The sequence below is a fragment of the Pseudomonas sp. SYWMCR5 genome, from assembly GCF_057197165.1.
Genome location: NZ_JBXUNH010000010.1, coordinates 52033 through 70316, shown reverse-complemented (window position 1 = coordinate 70316; position 18284 = coordinate 52033). Strand labels below are relative to the sequence as shown.

The following is an 18284-nucleotide window of genomic DNA, read 5'->3' as shown; positions in this document are numbered from 1 at the left end:
TAATTACCCCCGATACGGTGGCCGACGCATACTCGGGCAAGCCTTGCCTCGGTCCGATGCGCATTCTGACCGTTTTTCACCGGGCGGTCATGTCACCGCCATGGCTCGGGCATTTCAATAAAAGATTGGGTCTATGAGAACAGCAATGAAGGTCGAACTCGTGCAACTGGTGGGCCGCGACGGTGACACCGCCTACAACCTGAGCCGCACCCTGGAGGCGATCCACGCCTGCCCTGCCGGCACCGACCTGGTGGTCTTCCCTGAAACCCAGCTGATGGGGTTCCCCAGCGAGGACAACATCGCAACCCTCGCCGAGCCCCTCGACGGCCCCAGCGTGCGCGCCGTGCAACAGGCAGCGCGCGAACGTGACGTCGGCGTGGTGGTCGGCATGGCCGAAGCGGGTGACGACGGCCGCTTCTACAACACCACCCTGCTGATCACCGCTGAAGGCATCGCCCTGAAGTACCGCAAGACCCACCTGTGGGCGTCGGACCGCGGCATCTTCACCCCGGGCGACCGCTACGCCACTGCGCTGTTCAAGGGGGTGCGGGTGGGCTTGCTGATCTGCTTCGACATCGAGTTCCCCGAAAGCGCCCGCGCCCTCGGCCAACTGGGCGTCGAGCTGATCCTGGTGACCAACGGCAACATGGACCCCTACGGGCCGACCCACCGTACCGCGATCAGTGGCCGCGCCATGGAAAACCAGGCGTTTGCAGTGATGGTCAACCGCGTCGGCGAGGGGGATGGCGCCCTGGTGTTCGCCGGCGGCAGCGCGGTGGTCGACCCATACGGGCAGTTGCTCTGCGAAGCCGGGCGCGAGGAGTGCCGCATCGGGCTGGAACTGGACCTGGCGCAACTGGATGTTGCCCGTCGCGACTACAGCTATCTGGCCGAGCGACGCTTCGTCCTGCCGGGCGAAGTGCGCGAGCACGATAACGGCCTGCGCGAGCTGGTGATCGGGGCCTGAACACCAGGTCCTGTGCCGGCAATCAGCTCCTGTTCCCACACAGGTATCGGCGCCAGCCTTGGGTCTGGTGCAAGACGATTGCTCGCACATTCGAACTCTGCATAACAAACATAATCTGGAGTAAGCAGTAATGGCCCGACTCAAGCGAACCCTTTCGCTCAGTGCGGTGGTGCTGTTTGGCATCGCCTACATGACCCCGATCATCGTCCTCGGGACCTTCGGCATCCTCGCCGACACCACCGGCGGCGTGGTGCCCTCGGCGTACCTCGCCGCCTCCGTCGCCATGCTGTTCACCGCCCTGAGCTACGGGCGCATGGCCGCCGCCTTCCCGGTGGCGGGCTCGGCCTACACCTATGTGCGCAAGTCGATCAGCCCGAAACTGGGTTTCCTGGCCGGCTGGGGTGTGCTGCTCGACTACCTGTTCCTGCCCATGGCCATCTGGCTGATCGGCGCGGCCTACCTGCACTCGGCCTTCCCCGCCGTGCCGCAAGCCGTCTGGGTGCTGGCGTTCATCGGCGTGACCACGGCGATCAACGTGGTCGGCCTGCGCCTGGCGAAGAACATCAACGGCGCGCTGATGCTGGTGCAGTTCCTCGTTCTGGCGGCCTTCGTGGTGCTGGCGATCCACTATGTGCTGGGGGACGCGAGCAAACCGCTGTGGTCGCTGGAGCCGTTCTTCAAGGAAGGCGTGCAGTTGCCGCTGATCATGAGCGGTGCAGCGATTGCCTGCTATTCGTTCCTGGGCTTCGATGCGGTGAGCACCCTGACCGAGGAAACCCACGAGCCGCGCAAGAACATCCCGCGGGCGATCCTGCTGATTACCCTGATCGGTGGATTCCTGTTCATCGCCGCCAGCTACTTCGTGCAGCTTGCCCACCCCTCCACCCAGTTCGAAAACGCCGACTCGGCGGCCTACGAGATCGCCCGCAACATCGGTGGCGACCTGTTCGTCAGCCTGTTCCTGGTCGGTTTGATCGTCGGCCAGTTCACCTCGGGGCTGTCCGCCCAAGCCAGCGCCTCGCGCTTGCTGTTCGCCATGGGGCGTGACGGTGTACTGCCCAAGGCATTCTTCGGGCGCCTGAGCGAGCGCTTCGGCACCCCGGTCGGCAGCATCGTGCTGTGCGGCGTGGTGGCGCTTCTGGCGTTGCACATGGATGTCACCACCTCCACCTCGTTCATCAACTTCGGCGCCTTCCTGGCCTTCAGCCTGGTCAACCTGTCGGTGGTGTTCCACTACTGGATCGGCCGTGGCGAACGCGGGCCACGCGCGGTGCTGCTGTTCCTGGTGTTCCCGCTGATCGGCCTGGCGGCAGACCTGTGGCTGATGGTGAGCCTGGATCACCTGGCGATCTACCTGGGCCTGGCCTGGCTGGCGGCGGGAATCCTGTACCTGGCAGTGCTGACGGGTGGGTTCAGCAAGCAGCCGCCGGAGATGCATTTCGAAGAAGCGTGATCGGAGGGCACCGGCCACGCCGGTGCCCTTCCTGCCATCGCGGACTACAAGGATCCGAAGCTAAGCTCGACGCTCAAGCTGCCCTGGTTGTCGCGCAGACCAACCCCGTAACGCCCCTCCAGATCGTCATTGATGCACAACTGCAACTCGCCCTTCTGGCCACGCGGCAACTGCACCTTGTCCCCTATCAGGAACGGCGTGCCGTTACTGCCGATACGGCCGATCAGCGCACCTTCGTTCTGCCCGGGCAAGGTATAGCCAGGTTTGGCGATCAAACCCGCATGACCACTGGCGCCCACGAACCCGGTAGCCGGGTTGGCTGTCCACTGCCCGCCCTTGCACACCGCCAACTGCCAACTGTGACCATTGACCTGCACACCGGTCCCCTGCCAGGCCTGGTTGGCCTGTACCTGCACGGTGCGCGCAAGCAGGTCGCTGGCCACCACATCGGCAGCCTGGAAGGTCAGCGCAGTGATGGTCAGGGTGGGATTGGCGGTACCGGTGGTGGGGAACACACCGTCGCCGACCAGGAACAGGTTCTTGTGGTCCCAACTGCGCTGCTGCTTGTCGACCACCGATTTGCCCGGGTCGCTACCCATGCGGTAGGTGCCCATCAGATGCCCGGCGCCGTAGAACGCATAGCGTTCGTTGCCATGGTCGAACACCGTTTGCGGTCCAGGTTCCTTTTTGGGGTGGAAGTCGGTCAACTCGCTGGCGCCCATCAGCTCAGTGATGATGTGCGTCGCGGCCAAACGCGCCTGCCTGAACCCTTCCTTGGTGTAGTCGGAGAAATCATATTCGATCTCCGGTCTAGCCAGCCCGAGGCCATCGGTGAGGGTATCGCTGACCTTCACTCGACACAGCGCCTTGTCCGGGTCTTTTTCCAACTGCTCGACCAGAAAGCCCAGGCGGAACTGGCGAGTCAGCACGCTGTTGAGCTGCTGGACCAGTGCCTGGCCAGACAGTGCCGACTTCTTGGGGTTGGTCCCGCCCTCGTTGGTCCCGTCGATGTAGTCGCAAACGGCCTTGTACGGATCCTCCTGCGACCAGTTCCAGCCCTCGTTGCCGATCTCGATACGCCAGGCCGCATGTTTCCTGCGAAAGTCGCCGTCACGCATTTCCTCGATGCCTGAAGTCGACAGCGGGCCACGGAACGGGAACAGCGGCTTACCCTCGGGCATCAGGCCCCAGGCCAGGTACACCGGATGGTCCGACAAGCCACAGCCAAGCTGCTTGCTGCTGTTGGCAACCCCGTTAGGCCAATCCTTGCTCTTGGAGTTGAGCAGCAGTTTCGGCGTCTCGATGGCATGGGCGGCGATGACGTAACGCTGGCCCTGGGCCACGCCATCATTGCGTTTGCCATCGGCCTGGTACTGGATGAACTCGATGCCACTGACTTGCTTGTCGGTCACTAGCACCTTGCTGGCCACGGTCTGGTAGAGGATGCGCACGTTGCCGGTGTCCAGCGCCTTGGCCATGGTCACGGTGGCATCGTACTTGGCCTGGATCGGGCAGATCGGCGTACAGCTGGTATTACCGGCACAGACCCGCCGCCCGTTGTCGTTCTGCGAGTTGCGTCCGGCCGGGGTCGGGCGCACCTTCAGCGTGATGCCGTTATAGAGCTTGCCGTCAATTGCCTTGGCCACGCCCTGGTCGACCAGCGAAGGCGGGATGCCGTGCATGCGGTACTGGTAGCCCTCGGGGAAGGTCACGCCGAGATAGGACTGGGCCGCCACGTCGGCAGACACGCCCATCTCCTCCTCGGCGCGGCAGTACGCGGTCTGCAGGTCGGCATAGCTGATCGGCCAATCGACCCCGACGTTGTAGGCCGACTTCATGCGAAAGTCATTGGGCAACAGGCGCAGTGCGGTGCCCATCCAGTGCCACATGGTGCCGCCACCGACCCGCTCGTAGGTGCTGGCGAACAGCAGCGGCCCTTTCTGTACCAGATAGCTTTTCTCATCCTTGTGCGGGTCGTTGCTAGCGACCGTGATCACGTCCTTGATGGTCGCTCGGGGAGCGAACTGCTTGTCCGGGGTCTGCTCCATCTGCTCAGGCGGATAGGGCGATTCAGGCGATTTGAGCACCGCGGTGTAGAAACGCTCCAGATACTCGCTGCGGTTCGGCGGAATCGCCGGCCCCGACTCCAGCACCAGTACCTTGAGCCCGGCCAGGCCCAACTGGTAGGCCATCACGCTGCCGGCCATGCCGGCGCCCACGACGATCACATCGGCTTGCTCGATGTTCTTGGCTTGTACGAGGCTCATGGCTGCTGCCCTTCCTTGGCTTTGACACCGGTGAATTGCTCGAGGGTTGGTGGCTGCTCGGCCCAGTAGCCGAAGTGATACTGGCTATAGCCCATGGGGTGGGCCTGGGCGATCTTCCACGCCCAGCTTTCCTTGTAGGCCTGGTCGGAAACCACGTGGATATCACCTTTGGTTTTCTGCGCGTCCTTCAGGTCGTAGGGCTGGTACCAACTGCCCAGCAGCCAGAGCTTCATGATCGAACGCGCGCCCTGGGCGATCGGTGAATCCTTGCGGTCCAGAATGGCGGCGGCGATCTCTTTCTCGGGCCGGCCCTTGAGGCTGACAAACAGCTCCAGCAGATTGCTGAAGGCTGCCGCGCCCATGCCGCTTTGCGCTGTGGCGAAAAACACCGGTGGCAGGTTGACCGGGTCGTCGGACGGGGCAAGGTGGTCGCTGGACAGGCCCGTCAGCAGCGCCGAAAGCTCAATGAAGTTCTGCAGGTTCTGGTCGTTCATGGCATCACTCCTTGGCGCCAGTGGATTGGGCACGTTCAAGCAGGAAGGTGAAGTCCGCGAAGCTGGTACGCGGCGATTCAGTCACCCGGGTGGTCGCGTTGTTGTGGCACTCCATGCAGCTCGAAGACGCCTGCGGCACGGTGCCCTGGTTGTAGGTTTCCAGCGTGGCGTTGGCCAGGAAGCTTGGCGCCGGAGAGCCCAGGGGGTTGACCGGGTCCGGTACCTGGCACTTCGGATCCTTGGCGGGCTTGGTCGGCCATTGCGTACTGACCAGTTGGTAGTTGGCCCAGACCGTGCCGGCCAGCGCGCCTCGCCACTGCTGGTTGAGCGCCTGGGCGGCGGCAGTGATCGGAATCTCGCGCACGATCTGCGACGGCACGGCCTTCTTCGATGGATCCCACGGCAGCGCCGGCGGCTCGTTGATCGGCCGATCGGCCTTGGCGTCATAGAAAAGGTACGGCCCCTTGCGCTCACTCATAGGCGTAGTCTTTTCCGGCACGTTGCGCACGTGCTCGAACGTCGACCACACCCACTGCTGCGCGTCCTGGGTCTTGTGCACGATGTGCAGCCCGACCAGGCCGACCTTCTGCGCACTGCACGACTCGGGAATGAGCGCCCCTTTGTCCGGATCGTCATTGCCCGGGGTATAGACCAGGGCATCGACGGCATGGAACTCATCGGCCTTGTCGCTTGCATCAAGGACCTTCCAGGCCGACTTGACCATGATCGCGCCGACCCGCTTATCCTCGTTCGAACCGCAGGCAAAGGCGATGCGGTTGTCGCTCTTGCCGAGGAACGCCTGTTGCCCCTCCTTGCTGTAAAGGCCGTTGTTGACGATATCGTCGAACATCGGCTGGTTGACCATGATCGCGTTGCGCGTGTACTGCCCGCTCTGGTCGACCAGTGGGCCGGTCTTGAACGGCTGGATGAACTCATCGAGCACTCCGGCGACCTTGCCCATCTGCTGCAGCACAGGCAGGTTGCCCTTGCCCTCACAGGCCGCGGGAAGCGGGGCTTTCTCGTGCCAACCTACAGGTTTCTGCCCCTTGGGCAGGAAGATCTCGTAACTCTCCTTCCACGACTCCCACACCGTCGTTGTGTTCGGCTTGCCGATCGGCGCATCGGTGTCGGCACTGCCATCGGGCTTGGCCGGCCAGTTCAGGGCGACGAAGGTCTTCCACGACAACAGGTCGAAATCGTGCTGCAGGCTTTCAAGGGTAGGTGTGGGCGGTACCACGACGGTGACATCGAAGGGAATCTGCGACGACAGCACGGGGCTGTCTGCCACCGCGGCCACGGCCAGTACGCTGGTGAAGCCTGCACCCAGGCAGGCCAGGTGTTTCGGTCGTTTTCTCATTATCGTCTCCTCAGCAGATAAAGCGTCGGGACGACACAAGATGCGGGCCCTTCATGGTCCCAGTATTCAGCGTTATCCCTGACGCTGATTTGCAGGCTAGCTGGCCATTTGCCACAGGAAAAATAATCGGATTAACGGTAGGGTTATTGCCCTGCCGTACCGATCAGGACACCTGTTTCACGGATGTAAAACGTTGTGAATTCCCGCGCACTGAAATCTTTACTTACATTCTGTTCTGCTACCGTCGAGCCGCCTCGAGGGTCGCCGAGCGTCCAGCAACGCTGACACGCCTTGCGCCCTTTCTGCCCCGACGAAAGGAGTTTCACGGCATGTCGACCAGCCCTCTCACCCGCAGCGCCGACACCAAACTGTCAGAGCCACGCGATCATAAGCCCGCCGCCACCTTCCGCGTGCTGCTCGCCAACAGCGAGCGCAACGCCGACAGCTACCGCAGTGCCAAGCCCGACGAGCAGATGCCCACGCTGGGCGAGCTGGCCGCGATCGAAGCGCCCGGTGCCCAGGGGGCCGACACCGTGCGCTACGTGACGGCCGCAGGCGACCATGTGCTGGTCAGCAAGGCCACCAACCCCAAACTCTACCAACAGATCGTCGAGGCCCGCCCGGTACTGGAGGCCATCGCCAAGAGCAAGCAGGACGGCTACGAACTGCTCGGCAAGGACGCCCAGGCCCCCGCCACCCTTGGTGACTACAAGGCCATCGGTGCCGCTGACGAAGTCGGCCCCGGCCTGATCCGCTACCAGACCGCCGACGGCAAGGCCTACATCGTCGCCGAGCAGGACAACCCCGAACTGTTCAAGCAGGTCTCGCAGGACTACAAGGCACTTTCGGGCATCAACCGCAGCATCGCCGATGGCTACCAATGGGCCGGGGCCGACCAGCAGGTGCCCGGCACGCTTGGCGACTTCCGCGCCGTGGGCCCCGCCGAGGAAGTCGGGCCGGGCGTGCTCCGTTACGAGACCCAGGATGGCAGCAAGTACGTGGTGTCCGAACGCGACAATCCCGAGCTGTTCAAGGCCGCCAGCAGTGCCTACGACAGCCTCTCGGGTCTGCAGGCCAGCGAAGCCGACGGCTACCGGCGCGCCACCGACAATGAAGTCTGGCCGCCCTTCGACGGTACGGCCATCGGTGCCCGCGACGAGGTCGGCCCGGACCTTATCCGCTATGAACACAATGGCGAGAAAGTCGTGGTCGCCCGCGACGACAACCCCAAGCTGTTCGATTACCTGGCCGGCCTGCATGAGGTCTACAGCGACCCGGCCAAGGCTGCCGACATCCGCACTGCACTGGACAACGGCGCCGTGCTGGCCGATGCCAACACACAGGCGCCGGGCCTGAACGACTACAAGGGTTTCGGCTGGACCATCGGCCAGGAAGACAACGTCCTCACCTACGAAACCCACGACGGCACCAAGGTCGTGGTCTCGCGCGACATCGCGCCGGAGCTGTTCAAGCAGGTGGCGACCGCCAACGACACCTGGGGCAAGATCCACGACAGCGAGAAGGACGGCTACAAGCTGGCCGGCCCCAACGATTTTCTCAAGAACAAGGACATGTCTTTCGGCTCGCCGGACGAGCTGGGCGATGGCCTGATCCGCTTCGAGACCGACGAGGGCAAGTTCATCGTCTCCAAGGAGCTCAGCCCACAGCTGTACGACGAAGTGGTCGGCAAATGGGAAGGCTGGACCAAGGGCGAGGTCGATGAGACCCGCAGCAAGTACAACCTGCCGCCGCGCGAGGAGCTCGATGCGCTCAATCTCAAGACCGGGGTCAAGGCCGATGAGAAGGACGCCTCCTCGCCCGAACTGACCGTGGGCGAGTTGGCCACCAAGGAGCTGCTCGACAACTACCGCAAAGGCGTGCAGGACGGCTCGATCGCCAAGGACGACCCGCGTGCCAAGCTGGTCCGCGCCCTCGAGGCGCAGGCCGCCTACCAGAACGGCCGCGGCATCACCGGCTACGAGGAAGAGCCCGGCGCCTTCGGCGGCACCTGGCGGGTGTTCGACAAGGAACAGACCGCGCTCACCTCCGCCGACATGCACGACATCATCGACGGCGGCAAGCTCAAGGAGCAGATCAGCACCCTGTTCGCCGACGAGACCATCCAGAAGGACTACAAATCGAAGATGGACGATGCGCTCAACCGCATCCCCAACAAGGACGAGGTCAAGCAGAAGCTGCTCGACCTGACCAACAACCCCGACTACATCGCCTACCTCAAGGACCTGCAGAAGCAGGGCAAGGACCACGAGGCCAAGGAAGACCTCAACAATACGCTCTCGGCCTTGTCGTTGTTCGATCCGGAGGCGGCCACCAAGGCGGCCCAGTCGATCCAGGCCGACGGCGTGACCCACGACCTCAACGACCTGGTCGGCGACCCGAGCAAGATTTCCGACGAGAACAAGGAGCTGGCCACCAAGGACCTGTTCGGCCTGCTCAAGAGTGTGCTCAAGGGCTCACTGCTGGACATGCCGCGCCGCACCCAGGAAGTCATCGAGAAGTTTCTCGAAGAGGGGCTGCAGGGCAAGCAGAAATCCTCGGTGGTCACCAAGGTGCTGGAAGAGCTGTCGCAGATCGACATGGCCAAGGGCAGCATCAGCGAAGCCGACCTCAAGACCGTGCTGTCCAAGCCCTACGTGCCGATTGCCGACCGTGGCACCCTCGGCGAGGTGTTCAGCGCCCTCAACAGCAAGGGCATCCTCGGCACGCTGGGTGCCGGGGTGAACCTGTTCTCGGGCATCTATCAACTGGTCGGCCAGGGCGGCAAGCTGGGTGAGACCTGGCAGCAGCGTCTGTCGATCGCCAAGGACTTCGTCAGTTTCGCCGGCGCCGGCAGCCACTTCGCCAAGGTCGGCGATGCCATCGGCGGGCTGGTCGGCAAGAGCGGGTTGGTCGACTTCCTTGGCCTGGACAAGACGCTGCCGGAGATCTGGGGCAAGGGCGGTATTCAGGAGCCGAAATTCGAGTTCAAGCTCAGCGAGCTGCCGGCGAGCACCAAGGCCAAGATCGCCGAAGCGCTCGATACCCTGCCCGGCAGCAAGCTCGGGGACTTTTCCGACGTGCTCGGTGACGGCGCGGGCAATGCCAACGCCGCCAAGAACGCCTATGGCGGCATTACCCAGCGCCTGGAGGACGCTGTGTCGGCCTCCGGCACGGTCAAGCTGCCACCGGGCAAGGCGGCGAAGATTGCGGGGTCGGTGATCAAGGTACTGGGCCCGGCCACAGACCTTGCCGGTGGTTTCGCCGACATCGTGCTGGGGGCCTTCACCATCAAGAACGCGATCAAGGATGGCGACCCGCTGGCCAAGGCCTCCGGTGGCCTGCAGATCGCCGGCGGTGCCTTCGGTGCCTCGGCCGGTGTCCTCGGTGCTGCCAGCCTGTTCGGTGCGGGCACGGCTGCAGCGCTGACCGGGCCGTTCTTCCTGGTGGGCGTGGTGCTGGGAGTGATTGGCGGGATCATCGGTTACTTCGTCGATCACAACAAACGGCAGAAGGCCAGTGAGAAGGAAAACGACTGGTATCGGGATTTGGCGGCCGATGGGTTGTTGCAGGGCGACTGGGCGGACAAGGTCGAGTATGCCCACTATTCGATCCACCATTATGGCGACCGCGAGGCGCCGGAGGATGACAGCCTGTTCCGCTTCCAGGAGGCCGAATGGAAGCATTTCGACGAGACGCCGCAGAAGAATGGCTCGTCGAGCAACCGCCTGGACGACAAGTTGCACGTGGATCATTGAGCCACTGATTGCAATCCATCCCTGTGGGAGCCCAAAGGGGCCTGCGCTGCTTTTGTGGGAGCGGGCTTGCCCGCGAAAAGAACGCCGCGGTGAATGGCACCGGCTTCGCCGGTGTTCGCGGGCAAGTCGGGGCGCCGAACCGCCGCTCCTACAAGGGCTGTGGCTTGGGCACAAAAAAGCCACGAGCCCGCCTGCGGCGATCCTCGTGGCTTTTCAGGCAACGGCCTGTCAGACGACAGGCCATCCCCAGGGCAGCTTACAGCGCCATGTCGTTGGCAGCCTTGCTCTCGGCAGGTGCGGTCGACTCGACACCGGTGCTGGTCCCGACGCTCTGGTCAATGACCGGCGGCTTCTCCAGTTGCAGCACTTCAGCGGTGTAGTTCCACTCTTTCTGCACAGCAGCAGCGGAATCGTTCAGCTTAGTACCGTAGCTCGGCACGATTTCACGGATGCGGGCCTGCCATTCAGGCGTGGCGACCTTCTCCTTGAACACGGTTTCCAGCACGTTGAGCATGATCGGCGCAGCAGTCGAGGCGCCTGGCGAAGCACCCAGCAGACCGGCGATGGTGCGGTCTTCGGACGCCACGACCTCGGTACCCAGCTTCAGCACACCGCCCTTCTCTTCGTCACGCTTGATGATCTGCACGCGCTGACCGGCCTGCCACAGGCGCCAGTCTTCTTTCTTGGCGTTCGGGAAGTAAGTGCGCAGGGCTTCGAAGCGGTCGTCATCCGACAGCATCACCTGGCCGGCGAGGTACTCGACCAGCGGGTACTGCTCGATACCCACTTTGGTCATCGGCCAGACGTTGTGCAGGGTGGTGCTGCTCAGCAGGTCCAGGTACGAACCGTTCTTCAGGAACTTGGTCGAGAAGGTGGCGAATGGCCCGAACAGGATCACGCGCTTGCCGTCCAGCACGCGGGTGTCCAGGTGCGGAACCGACATGGGTGGCGCGCCGGTCGAGGCGATGCCGTAGGCCTTGGCCATGTGCTGCATGGCAACGGTCGGGTTCTCGGTCACCAGGAACGAGCCGCCAACCGGGAAGCCTGCGTACTCCTTGGCTTCAGGAATGCCCGACTTCTGCAGCAGCTTCAAGGCGCCGCCGCCGGCACCGATGAACAGGAACTTGGCGTCGGTGGCAGAGGTGCTGCCATCCTTCAGGTTCTTGTACTCGACGTGCCAGGAGCCGTCCTTGTTACGGGTGATGTCCTGCACTTCGCTGGACAGCTTCAGCTTGAAGTTGTCGCGGGTCTGCAGGTGGCCGACGAACTGGCGGGTGATCTCGCCGAAGTTGACGTCGGTGCCGATCGGCGTCCAGGTCACGGCCAGCTTCTGGTTCGGGTCACGCCCTTCCATCATCAGCGGGACCCACTTGGCGATCTGCGCGTGGTCTTCGGAGAACTGCATCGGGCGGAACAGCGGGCTCGCCTGCAGTGCTTCGTAACGCTTCTTCAGGAAGGCGATGTTGTCGTCGCCCCAGACGAAGCTCATGTGCGGGGTGGTGTTGATGAACGATTTCGGGTTCTTCAGCACGCCCTGGCGAACCTGCCAGGACCAGAACTGGCGCGACACCTGGAAGGCTTCGTTGATCTCGATCGCCTTGGAGATGTTGACCTTGCCGTCCTTATCCATCGGGGTGTAGTTCAGCTCAGCCAGCGCGGAGTGGCCGGTACCGGCGTTGTTCCAGCCGTTGGAGCTTTCCTCGGCGACGCCATCCAGGCGCTCGACCATTTCCATCGACCAGCTCGGCTCCAGTTCGCTGAGCCATACGCCCAGGGTCGAACTCATGATGCCGCCGCCAATCAGGAGCACATCGACTTTCTTGGCTTCGTCGGCGTGCGCTTGCATGAAGCTCGCCGCGACAGCCAGACCCAGCAAGGTCTTGCCAGCTTTTTTGAACATTGATCACTTCCAGTCAGTAGAACGGAGGGGGGCCTGTGGCTGGCCCTGGTATTTCTTGTTCTTCAGCGCAGGCTTTTTGTGATCATTGTTCAGCAGCCAGAGAACCCTTACAGGCTTCAGCCATTGGTCTGATTGACCGGGGTCGGCTGAAACGGTTGCGGATTGTAACCGAAACGCCAGCACAAACAAATTGGCGGCGGGAACGTCAACGTGGCGGGTTGCCTCAGGGCTTCGCCCGGCACCAGGGCCGGGCGAACGGCAGGATTACAGGTCGGGATCGATATCCCCGGCGTACATGTCCGACTCTTTATACAGGTCGTGCACATGGCGCAGCAGCACCATGATCACCGCCGCCACCGGCAGCGCCAGCAAGACGCCGGTGAAGCCGAACAGCTCGCCACCGGCGAGAATGGCGAAGATCACCGCCACCGGGTGCAGGCCGATGCGGTCGCCCACCAGCAGCGGCGTCAGCACCATGCCCTCGAGGGCCTGGCCGATCATGAACACCGCGACAATGCCCAGCATCGGGTACAGGTCGCCGCCGAACTGGAACAACCCGGCGATCAACGCTGCACCGATGCCGACAATGAAGCCCATGTACGGCACGATGGCCGCCAGCCCCGCCAGCAAACCGATCAACAGCCCCAGCTCGAGACCGACCAGCGACAGCCCGACCGCGTAGATCACGCCCAGCGCCAGCATCACCAGCAACTGGCCGCGCACGAACGCCCCCAGCACCTCATGGCATTCACCCGCCAGCCCTACCACCTGATCTTCACGCTGACGTGGCAGCAGGCTGCGCAGCTTGGCCATCATCAGGTCCCAGTCACGCAGCAGGTAGAAGCCCACCACAGGGATCAGCACCAGGTTGGCCAGCCAGGCGATCAGCGCCAGGCTCGAGGCCGTGGCCTGGGACAGGACGATGCCGACGATGTCGGTGGTCTGGCCCATGTGCGCGCCGATGGCAGCCTTGATCTTGTCGAACTTCCAGAAGCCATCGGCCAGGCCCAGACGGCTCTGCACCCAGGGCAGGGCAACATGCTGCAGCCAGTCGAGCATCTGCGGCGCCAGTTCGTACAGGCGCAGCAACTGCTTGGCCAGCATCGGCACCAGCACCAGCAGCAAGGCGAGGAACACCAGGGTGAACAGGCTGAACACCACCACCACGCCCCAGGTGCGCGACAGGCCCAGGCGCTCCAGGCGATCGACCAAAGGGTCGGCCAGGTAGGCCAGCAGGATGCCAACCAGGAACGGCGAGAGAATGTTATGCAGCAGGTAGAGCAGAACGGCGATCAGCAAGGCGACGCCCAGCCACACCCAACGGCGTACATCAGTCATGTTCGCGGCTCCTTACCAGCGAAAACGCAGGCCATCGAATGGCTTGGGCGCAGCCGCCTGCGGGGCGACCGCCTGGCCAGGCGCTGCCTCTGCTACGGGAGCGGGAGCGGCGGCAGGCGCCTGTTCGACAGGCACCTCCTGCAGATGCGCCAGCCCCAGTTGCGCACGCAGTTGCTCGCGATTGCCGGTGACCGTATAGGTCAGCGTGTCGCCGTCGGCCAACTGCAGCCGCGGGCCATAGGGCTCAAGCACGCGCAGCAGTTCGGCGTAGCGCTGCAGGTTCATGCCCTGCACCTGGACCTGCAGGTCGCTGCTCGCCCCCGGACGGGTGACGTAACGGGGCGCCAGGCGTGCGCTGATCGCCAGCATCACCGCATCGGCCAGCGCAGCTTGGTCGGCGCCCTGCGCCGTGCCCTGCTCGCGCTGATCGCCCAGCCACAGTTGCCATTTGCCCTGCCACTTGCCGTCGGCCTCGTGGGCGTGCACAGCCAGCAGGGCATCGGCGCCATAACGCTCGGACGCCTCACGCAGCGGCGCCGGGTCGTTGCCTTCGAGCTGCTTGGCATTGGCCACCAGTTGTTCCTGCAGGTCGGCCAGCGGCAGGCGCAGCGGCAGACCACGGTGCTGGGCGGCACGACGCAGCGGCTCGGCACTGGTCTGACCATCGCCGACCAGGCTGCTGCCCTCGACACTGTCGTACAGCCACCAGCCAAGAATCGATGGCCGGTTGCTGCCCCACAGGGCCAGGCCGCCCTGGCGCAGGGCGCGCTCGGTGCTGCCGGGGTCGAACTCCACCACCACCGTCTCAGGTGGGCCGGCGTCGCTGCCCACCTGGTTGATGATCTGTTGCGGATCCTTGCGCAGGGCGACCACCGCCGGGTTCTGCGTCGCCTTGGCATCGCCGGTCAGACGCAGCACCAGGGTGTCGAGTGCCTTGGCGGTGGCCTGGGTCCGCGCTTCGCTGCCCTGCCCATCGACAGGTTCGCGGACCTGGTAAAGGCCCGATACGGTCTCGGCCTGTGCCGTTGCACCGATCAGCCCTACGCAAACCACTGCCAGGTAATTGAGAAAACGCATGGAGGATTCCTGTCCGGATGACTTTCAGGTCAGAAGCTACAAGCTGCACACCGTCAGCGGCAAGAAAAAGCGCGCGACACCGCAGCTTGTCTTCTCTTATAGCTTACCGCTCGCCACTTGCCGCTCAATGGAGGATGGCCGCTGCCGGGCAACCCTGATAAAATCGCGCGCCTTCGCAGACCAGTCACGTACAGGCAGCCGCCGCCTCCCGAGCCGGCCTTGGCCGCGCTGGTCGTTTTCCTGAATCCCTCCCCCTTAAAGGCCTGGATCAATGAGCAAGCAACCCTCCCTGAGCTACAAAGACGCCGGTGTAGACATCGACGCCGGCGAAGCACTGGTCGAACGCATCAAGGGCGTCGCCAAGCGCACCGCGCGCCCTGAAGTCATGGGTGGCCTGGGCGGCTTCGGCGCCCTCTGCGAGATCCCGGCCGGCTACAAGCAGCCGGTGCTGGTCTCCGGCACCGATGGCGTCGGCACCAAGCTGCGCCTGGCGCTGAACCTGAACAAGCACGACAGCATCGGCCAGGACCTGGTCGCCATGTGCGTCAACGACCTGGTGGTCTGCGGCGCCGAGCCGCTGTTCTTCCTCGACTACTACGCCACCGGCAAGCTGAATGTCGACGTGGCCGCCACCGTGGTCACCGGCATCGGCGCCGGTTGCGAACTGGCCGGTTGCTCGCTGGTCGGTGGTGAAACCGCCGAGATGCCTGGCATGTACGAAGGCGAAGACTACGACCTGGCCGGTTTCTGCGTCGGCGTGGTGGAGAAGTCGGAAATCATCGACGGCTCGAAAGTGGTCACCGGCGACGCCCTGATCGCCCTGCCTTCCTCCGGCCCACACTCCAACGGCTACTCGCTGATCCGCAAGATCCTCGAAGTGTCCGGCACCGACATCGAGAACACCCAGCTCGACGGCCAGCCGCTGACCGACCTGCTGATGGCGCCGACCCGCATCTACGTCAAGCCGCTGCTGGAGCTGATCAAGAAGACCGGCGCGGTCAAGGCCATGGCCCACATCACCGGTGGCGGCCTGCTGGACAACATCCCGCGCGTCCTGCCAAAAGGCGCCCAGGCCGTGGTCGACGTGGCCAGCTGGCAGCGCCCGGCGGTGTTCGACTTCCTGCAACAAAAAGGCAACGTCGACGAGCACGAGATGCACCGCGTGCTGAACTGCGGCGTGGGCATGGTCATCTGCGTGTCCCAGGACCAGGTCGACAACGCCCTGAACGTCCTGCGCCAGGCCGGCGAGCAGCCTTGGGTGATCGGCCGCATCGACGTGGCCGCCGAAGGCGCTGCCCAGGTCGAGCTGCAGAACCTCAAGGCACACTGATGCCGAGCAAGACCTGCAATGTCGTGGTACTGCTGTCGGGCTCGGGCAGCAACCTGCAAGCCCTGATCGACAGCACCGCCGCCACCGATAGCCCGGCGCGGATCCGCGCGGTGATATCCAACCGCCCCGACGCCTTTGGCCTGCAACGGGCCAAAGCCGCCGGGATCGACACCGCCGTGCTCGAGCACGGTGGTTTCGACGGGCGCGAAGCATTCGACGCGGCGCTGGTGCAACTGATCGATGGCTTCGCCCCCGACCTGGTGGTGCTGGCCGGCTTCATGCGCATCCTCAGTGGCGACTTCGTGCGCCACTACCAGGGGCGCCTGCTCAACATCCACCCCTCGCTGTTGCCCAAGTACAAAGGGCTGCACACTCACCAGCGGGCCCTGGATGCCGGTGACGCCGAGCACGGCTGCAGTGTTCATTTCGTCACCGAGGAACTCGACGGCGGGCCCTTGGTCGTACAGGCTGTGGTAGCGGTCGCGCCAGGCGACGATGCGCAGAGCCTGGCACAACGGGTCCACCAACAGGAACACCAGATCTACCCGCTGGCGGTGCGCTGGTTCGCCGAAGGACGCTTGCGCCTGGGCGAACAAGGTGCATTACTGGATGGCCAGCCGCTGGCGGCCAGCGGTCACTTGATTCGACCCTAGGAGAATTTATGCGTCGCGCCCTGCTATTGGCTCTCGCCGTGCTCGCCCTGCCCCTCCAGGCAGCTGATCTGAAGCCGTTCTCGGCCAGCTACACCGCCGACTGGAAACAGCTGCCCATGAGCGGCACCGCCGAACGCAGCCTGGTCAAGAACGCCAACGGTACCTGGGACCTCAACTTCAAAGCCTCCATGATGATCGCCAGCCTGACCGAACAGAGCACGGTGCGCATGGACAACGACACCCTGCTGCCGCAGAAGTACCACTTCGAGCGCGGTGGCCTAGGCAAGGCGAAGAAGGTCGACCTGGACTTCGACTGGAACAGCAAGAAAGTCACCGGCAGCGACCGTGGCGATGCGATCAGCCTGCCGCTCAACCGCGGGGTGCTGGACAAGTCGTCCTATCAACTGGCCCTGCAACATGACGTGGCGGCGGGCAAGAAGAGCATGACGTACCAGGTGGTCGACGGTGACGAGATCGACACCTACGACTTCCGCGTGCTGGGCACCGAGAAGGTTGCCACCAAGACCGGCCAGGTCGATGCGGTGAAGGTCGAGCGCGTGCGCGACCCAAGCCAGAGCAAGCGCATCACCGAGCTGTGGTTCGCCAAGGACTGGGACTACCTGCTGGTGCAACTGCGCCAGGTCGAGACCGATGGCAAGGAATACGTGATCGTGCTGCAGGATGGTACGGTCGATGGCAGGACGGTGAAAGGCAACTGATCCCTTACCTGCGCTGTAACCTGCTGTAGCCCGAGCCCCGCCTAGTGCGGGGCTTTGTTTTGGCTTGCAGGAGCAAGCGCAGCGCGTTTCATGAACATAGTTTCATCGTCGTTTTATTTACTTAGCCTGCTAACAAACTCTATAAAGAAGGTGTGCGACACAGTGTCGCAGACCAACAGAAGTGGAGTTTACCGATGACTGTCCAAGTAACCGAACGCGACGAATCGAGAATGTCCCACGAAGGCCTGGCCGCTGGCGTGCGGATCTGGGACGTACACCAGCAGGGCCAACTGGTCGGCATGTTCCACAACGAACATGAAGCCCACCAGTACCGCCAGGAACTCGAGACCCTCGAGAGCCAACGCGGCACACAATAAGATCTCCCCCACGAAAAACCCCGCCTGAGCGGGGTTTTCGTCATTTACCACATCAGATCGTCAGGGATCTTGTAGGCCGCATAGGGATCGTCCTCATCGGCCTCCTCGACATGGGTGTTGAGCAGCAGGATGCGCTTGGGATCGCGTTCCTGGATCTTCACCGCCGCCTCGCGTGGGATCACTTCGTAGCCGCCGCCATGGGCGACGATCGCCAGCGAGCCGTTGCTCAGCTTGCTGCGCATCAGCGCGTTGACGGCAATGCGCTTGACCTTCTTGTCGTCGACGAAGTTGTAGTAGTCCTCGGTGGTCAGCTTGGGCAGGCGGGTCGCCTCGATCAATTGCTTGACCTGCGCGGCACGGGCCTTCTGCTCGGCCTTCTCCTGCACCTGGCGGTTCAGTTCCTGGTCCTTTTTGGCCTTGTCGGCCATGGCTTCCTTGGCCAGGCGCTGCTGGCTGTCATCCACCTCGACCTGGCCCTTGTGTTCCAGGCGTTTCTGTTTCTTTTCGGCCTTGTTGGCCTGGGAGACCTGCTTCTGGTTGACCAGACCGGCCTTGAGCAATTGATCGCGAAGGGAAAGGCTCATCGGTGTTCACTCA

14 protein-coding genes are annotated in these 18284 nt (G+C 63.6%); 7 read left to right on the top strand and 7 right to left on the bottom strand.

Features of this window, described 5'->3' with window-relative positions; all coding sequences use genetic code 11:
• The first annotated feature begins 145 nt into the window (after positions 1 to 145).
• Both AC2CGW_RS22260 and AC2CGW_RS22255 read left to right on the top strand, forming a co-directional pair.
• Positions 146 to 967 (top strand): carbon-nitrogen hydrolase family protein, encoded by an 822-nt coding sequence (locus AC2CGW_RS22260; protein WP_186666945.1) that lies wholly within the window; start codon positions 146 to 148, stop codon positions 965 to 967.
• 130 nt (positions 968 to 1097) lie between these two features.
• Positions 1098 to 2420: an APC family permease gene (locus AC2CGW_RS22255; protein ID WP_186666946.1), complete on the top strand. Its 1323-nt coding sequence runs from the start codon at positions 1098 to 1100 to the stop codon at positions 2418 to 2420.
• A 44-nt stretch (positions 2421 to 2464) separates the two neighbouring features.
• Here AC2CGW_RS22255 and AC2CGW_RS22250 read toward each other — a convergent pair whose 3' ends face one another.
• From AC2CGW_RS22250 to AC2CGW_RS22240, 3 genes are read right to left on the bottom strand one after another with little or no spacing between them, the layout of a single operon-like run.
• Positions 2465 to 4687 carry a GMC family oxidoreductase gene (locus AC2CGW_RS22250; RefSeq protein ID WP_484574612.1) on the bottom strand — a complete coding sequence of 741 codons (2223 nt, stop codon included), beginning with the start codon at positions 4685 to 4687 and terminating at the stop codon, positions 2465 to 2467.
• Complete coding sequence (locus AC2CGW_RS22245) at positions 4684 to 5181, bottom strand: sorbitol dehydrogenase (RefSeq protein WP_186666948.1); 498 nt, start codon at positions 5179 to 5181, stop codon at positions 4684 to 4686. The genes AC2CGW_RS22250 and AC2CGW_RS22245 overlap by 4 nt, the downstream gene beginning before the upstream one ends.
• A 4-nt stretch (positions 5182 to 5185) precedes the next feature.
• Positions 5186 to 6538 (bottom strand): cytochrome C, encoded by a 1353-nt coding sequence (locus AC2CGW_RS22240; protein WP_484574611.1) that lies wholly within the window; start codon positions 6536 to 6538, stop codon positions 5186 to 5188.
• Positions 6539 to 6867: 329 nt separating this feature from the next.
• Between AC2CGW_RS22240 and AC2CGW_RS22235 the strand changes: the two genes are divergently transcribed.
• A complete protein-coding gene (locus AC2CGW_RS22235) occupies positions 6868 to 10293 on the top strand; it encodes a hypothetical protein (RefSeq protein ID WP_484574610.1) in 3426 nt (1141 codons plus the stop codon).
• Positions 10294 to 10549: 256 nt separating this feature from the next.
• On the opposite strand, the gene mqo is transcribed toward AC2CGW_RS22235, so the two are convergent.
• From mqo to AC2CGW_RS22220, 3 genes are all read right to left on the bottom strand, one after another.
• Positions 10550 to 12193, bottom strand: a complete 1644-nt coding sequence (mqo, locus tag AC2CGW_RS22230; protein ID WP_063543592.1) for a malate dehydrogenase (quinone) — start codon at positions 12191 to 12193, stop codon at positions 10550 to 10552.
• Between the two features lie 264 nt (positions 12194 to 12457).
• Positions 12458 to 13531 carry an AI-2E family transporter gene (locus tag AC2CGW_RS22225; RefSeq protein WP_186722352.1) on the bottom strand — a complete coding sequence of 358 codons (1074 nt, stop codon included), beginning with the start codon at positions 13529 to 13531 and terminating at the stop codon, positions 12458 to 12460.
• A gap of 12 nt (positions 13532 to 13543) precedes the next feature.
• Positions 13544 to 14608 (bottom strand): DUF2066 domain-containing protein, encoded by a 1065-nt coding sequence (locus AC2CGW_RS22220; RefSeq protein WP_186666952.1) that lies wholly within the window; start codon positions 14606 to 14608, stop codon positions 13544 to 13546.
• 271 nt (positions 14609 to 14879) lie between these two features.
• Here AC2CGW_RS22220 and purM point away from each other — a divergent pair, with 271 nt between their 5' ends.
• The 4 genes from purM (at position 14880) to AC2CGW_RS22200 (ending at position 17687) form a co-directional block, all read left to right on the top strand.
• Positions 14880 to 15938 carry a phosphoribosylformylglycinamidine cyclo-ligase gene (gene purM / locus AC2CGW_RS22215; protein ID WP_484574609.1) on the top strand — a complete coding sequence of 353 codons (1059 nt, stop codon included), beginning with the start codon at positions 14880 to 14882 and terminating at the stop codon, positions 15936 to 15938.
• On the top strand, positions 15938 to 16591 hold the full coding sequence (gene purN / locus AC2CGW_RS22210) for a phosphoribosylglycinamide formyltransferase (RefSeq protein ID WP_186666953.1): 654 nt from the start codon (positions 15938 to 15940) through the stop codon (positions 16589 to 16591). Before purM ends, purN begins: the two co-directional genes overlap by 1 nt.
• Positions 16592 to 16599: 8 nt before the next feature.
• The gene (locus tag AC2CGW_RS22205; RefSeq protein ID WP_054892893.1) at positions 16600 to 17310 is read left to right on the top strand and encodes a DUF3108 domain-containing protein; all 711 of its coding nucleotides are present in this window, start codon (positions 16600 to 16602) and stop codon (positions 17308 to 17310) included.
• Between the two features lie 194 nt (positions 17311 to 17504).
• On the top strand, positions 17505 to 17687 hold the full coding sequence (locus tag AC2CGW_RS22200; protein WP_054892894.1) for a hypothetical protein: 183 nt from the start codon (positions 17505 to 17507) through the stop codon (positions 17685 to 17687).
• Between the two features lie 44 nt (positions 17688 to 17731).
• On the opposite strand, the gene AC2CGW_RS22195 is transcribed toward AC2CGW_RS22200, so the two are convergent.
• Positions 17732 to 18271, bottom strand: a complete 540-nt coding sequence (locus AC2CGW_RS22195) for a DUF2058 domain-containing protein (RefSeq protein ID WP_186666954.1) — start codon at positions 18269 to 18271, stop codon at positions 17732 to 17734.
• Between the last annotated feature and the right edge of the window lie 13 nt (positions 18272 to 18284).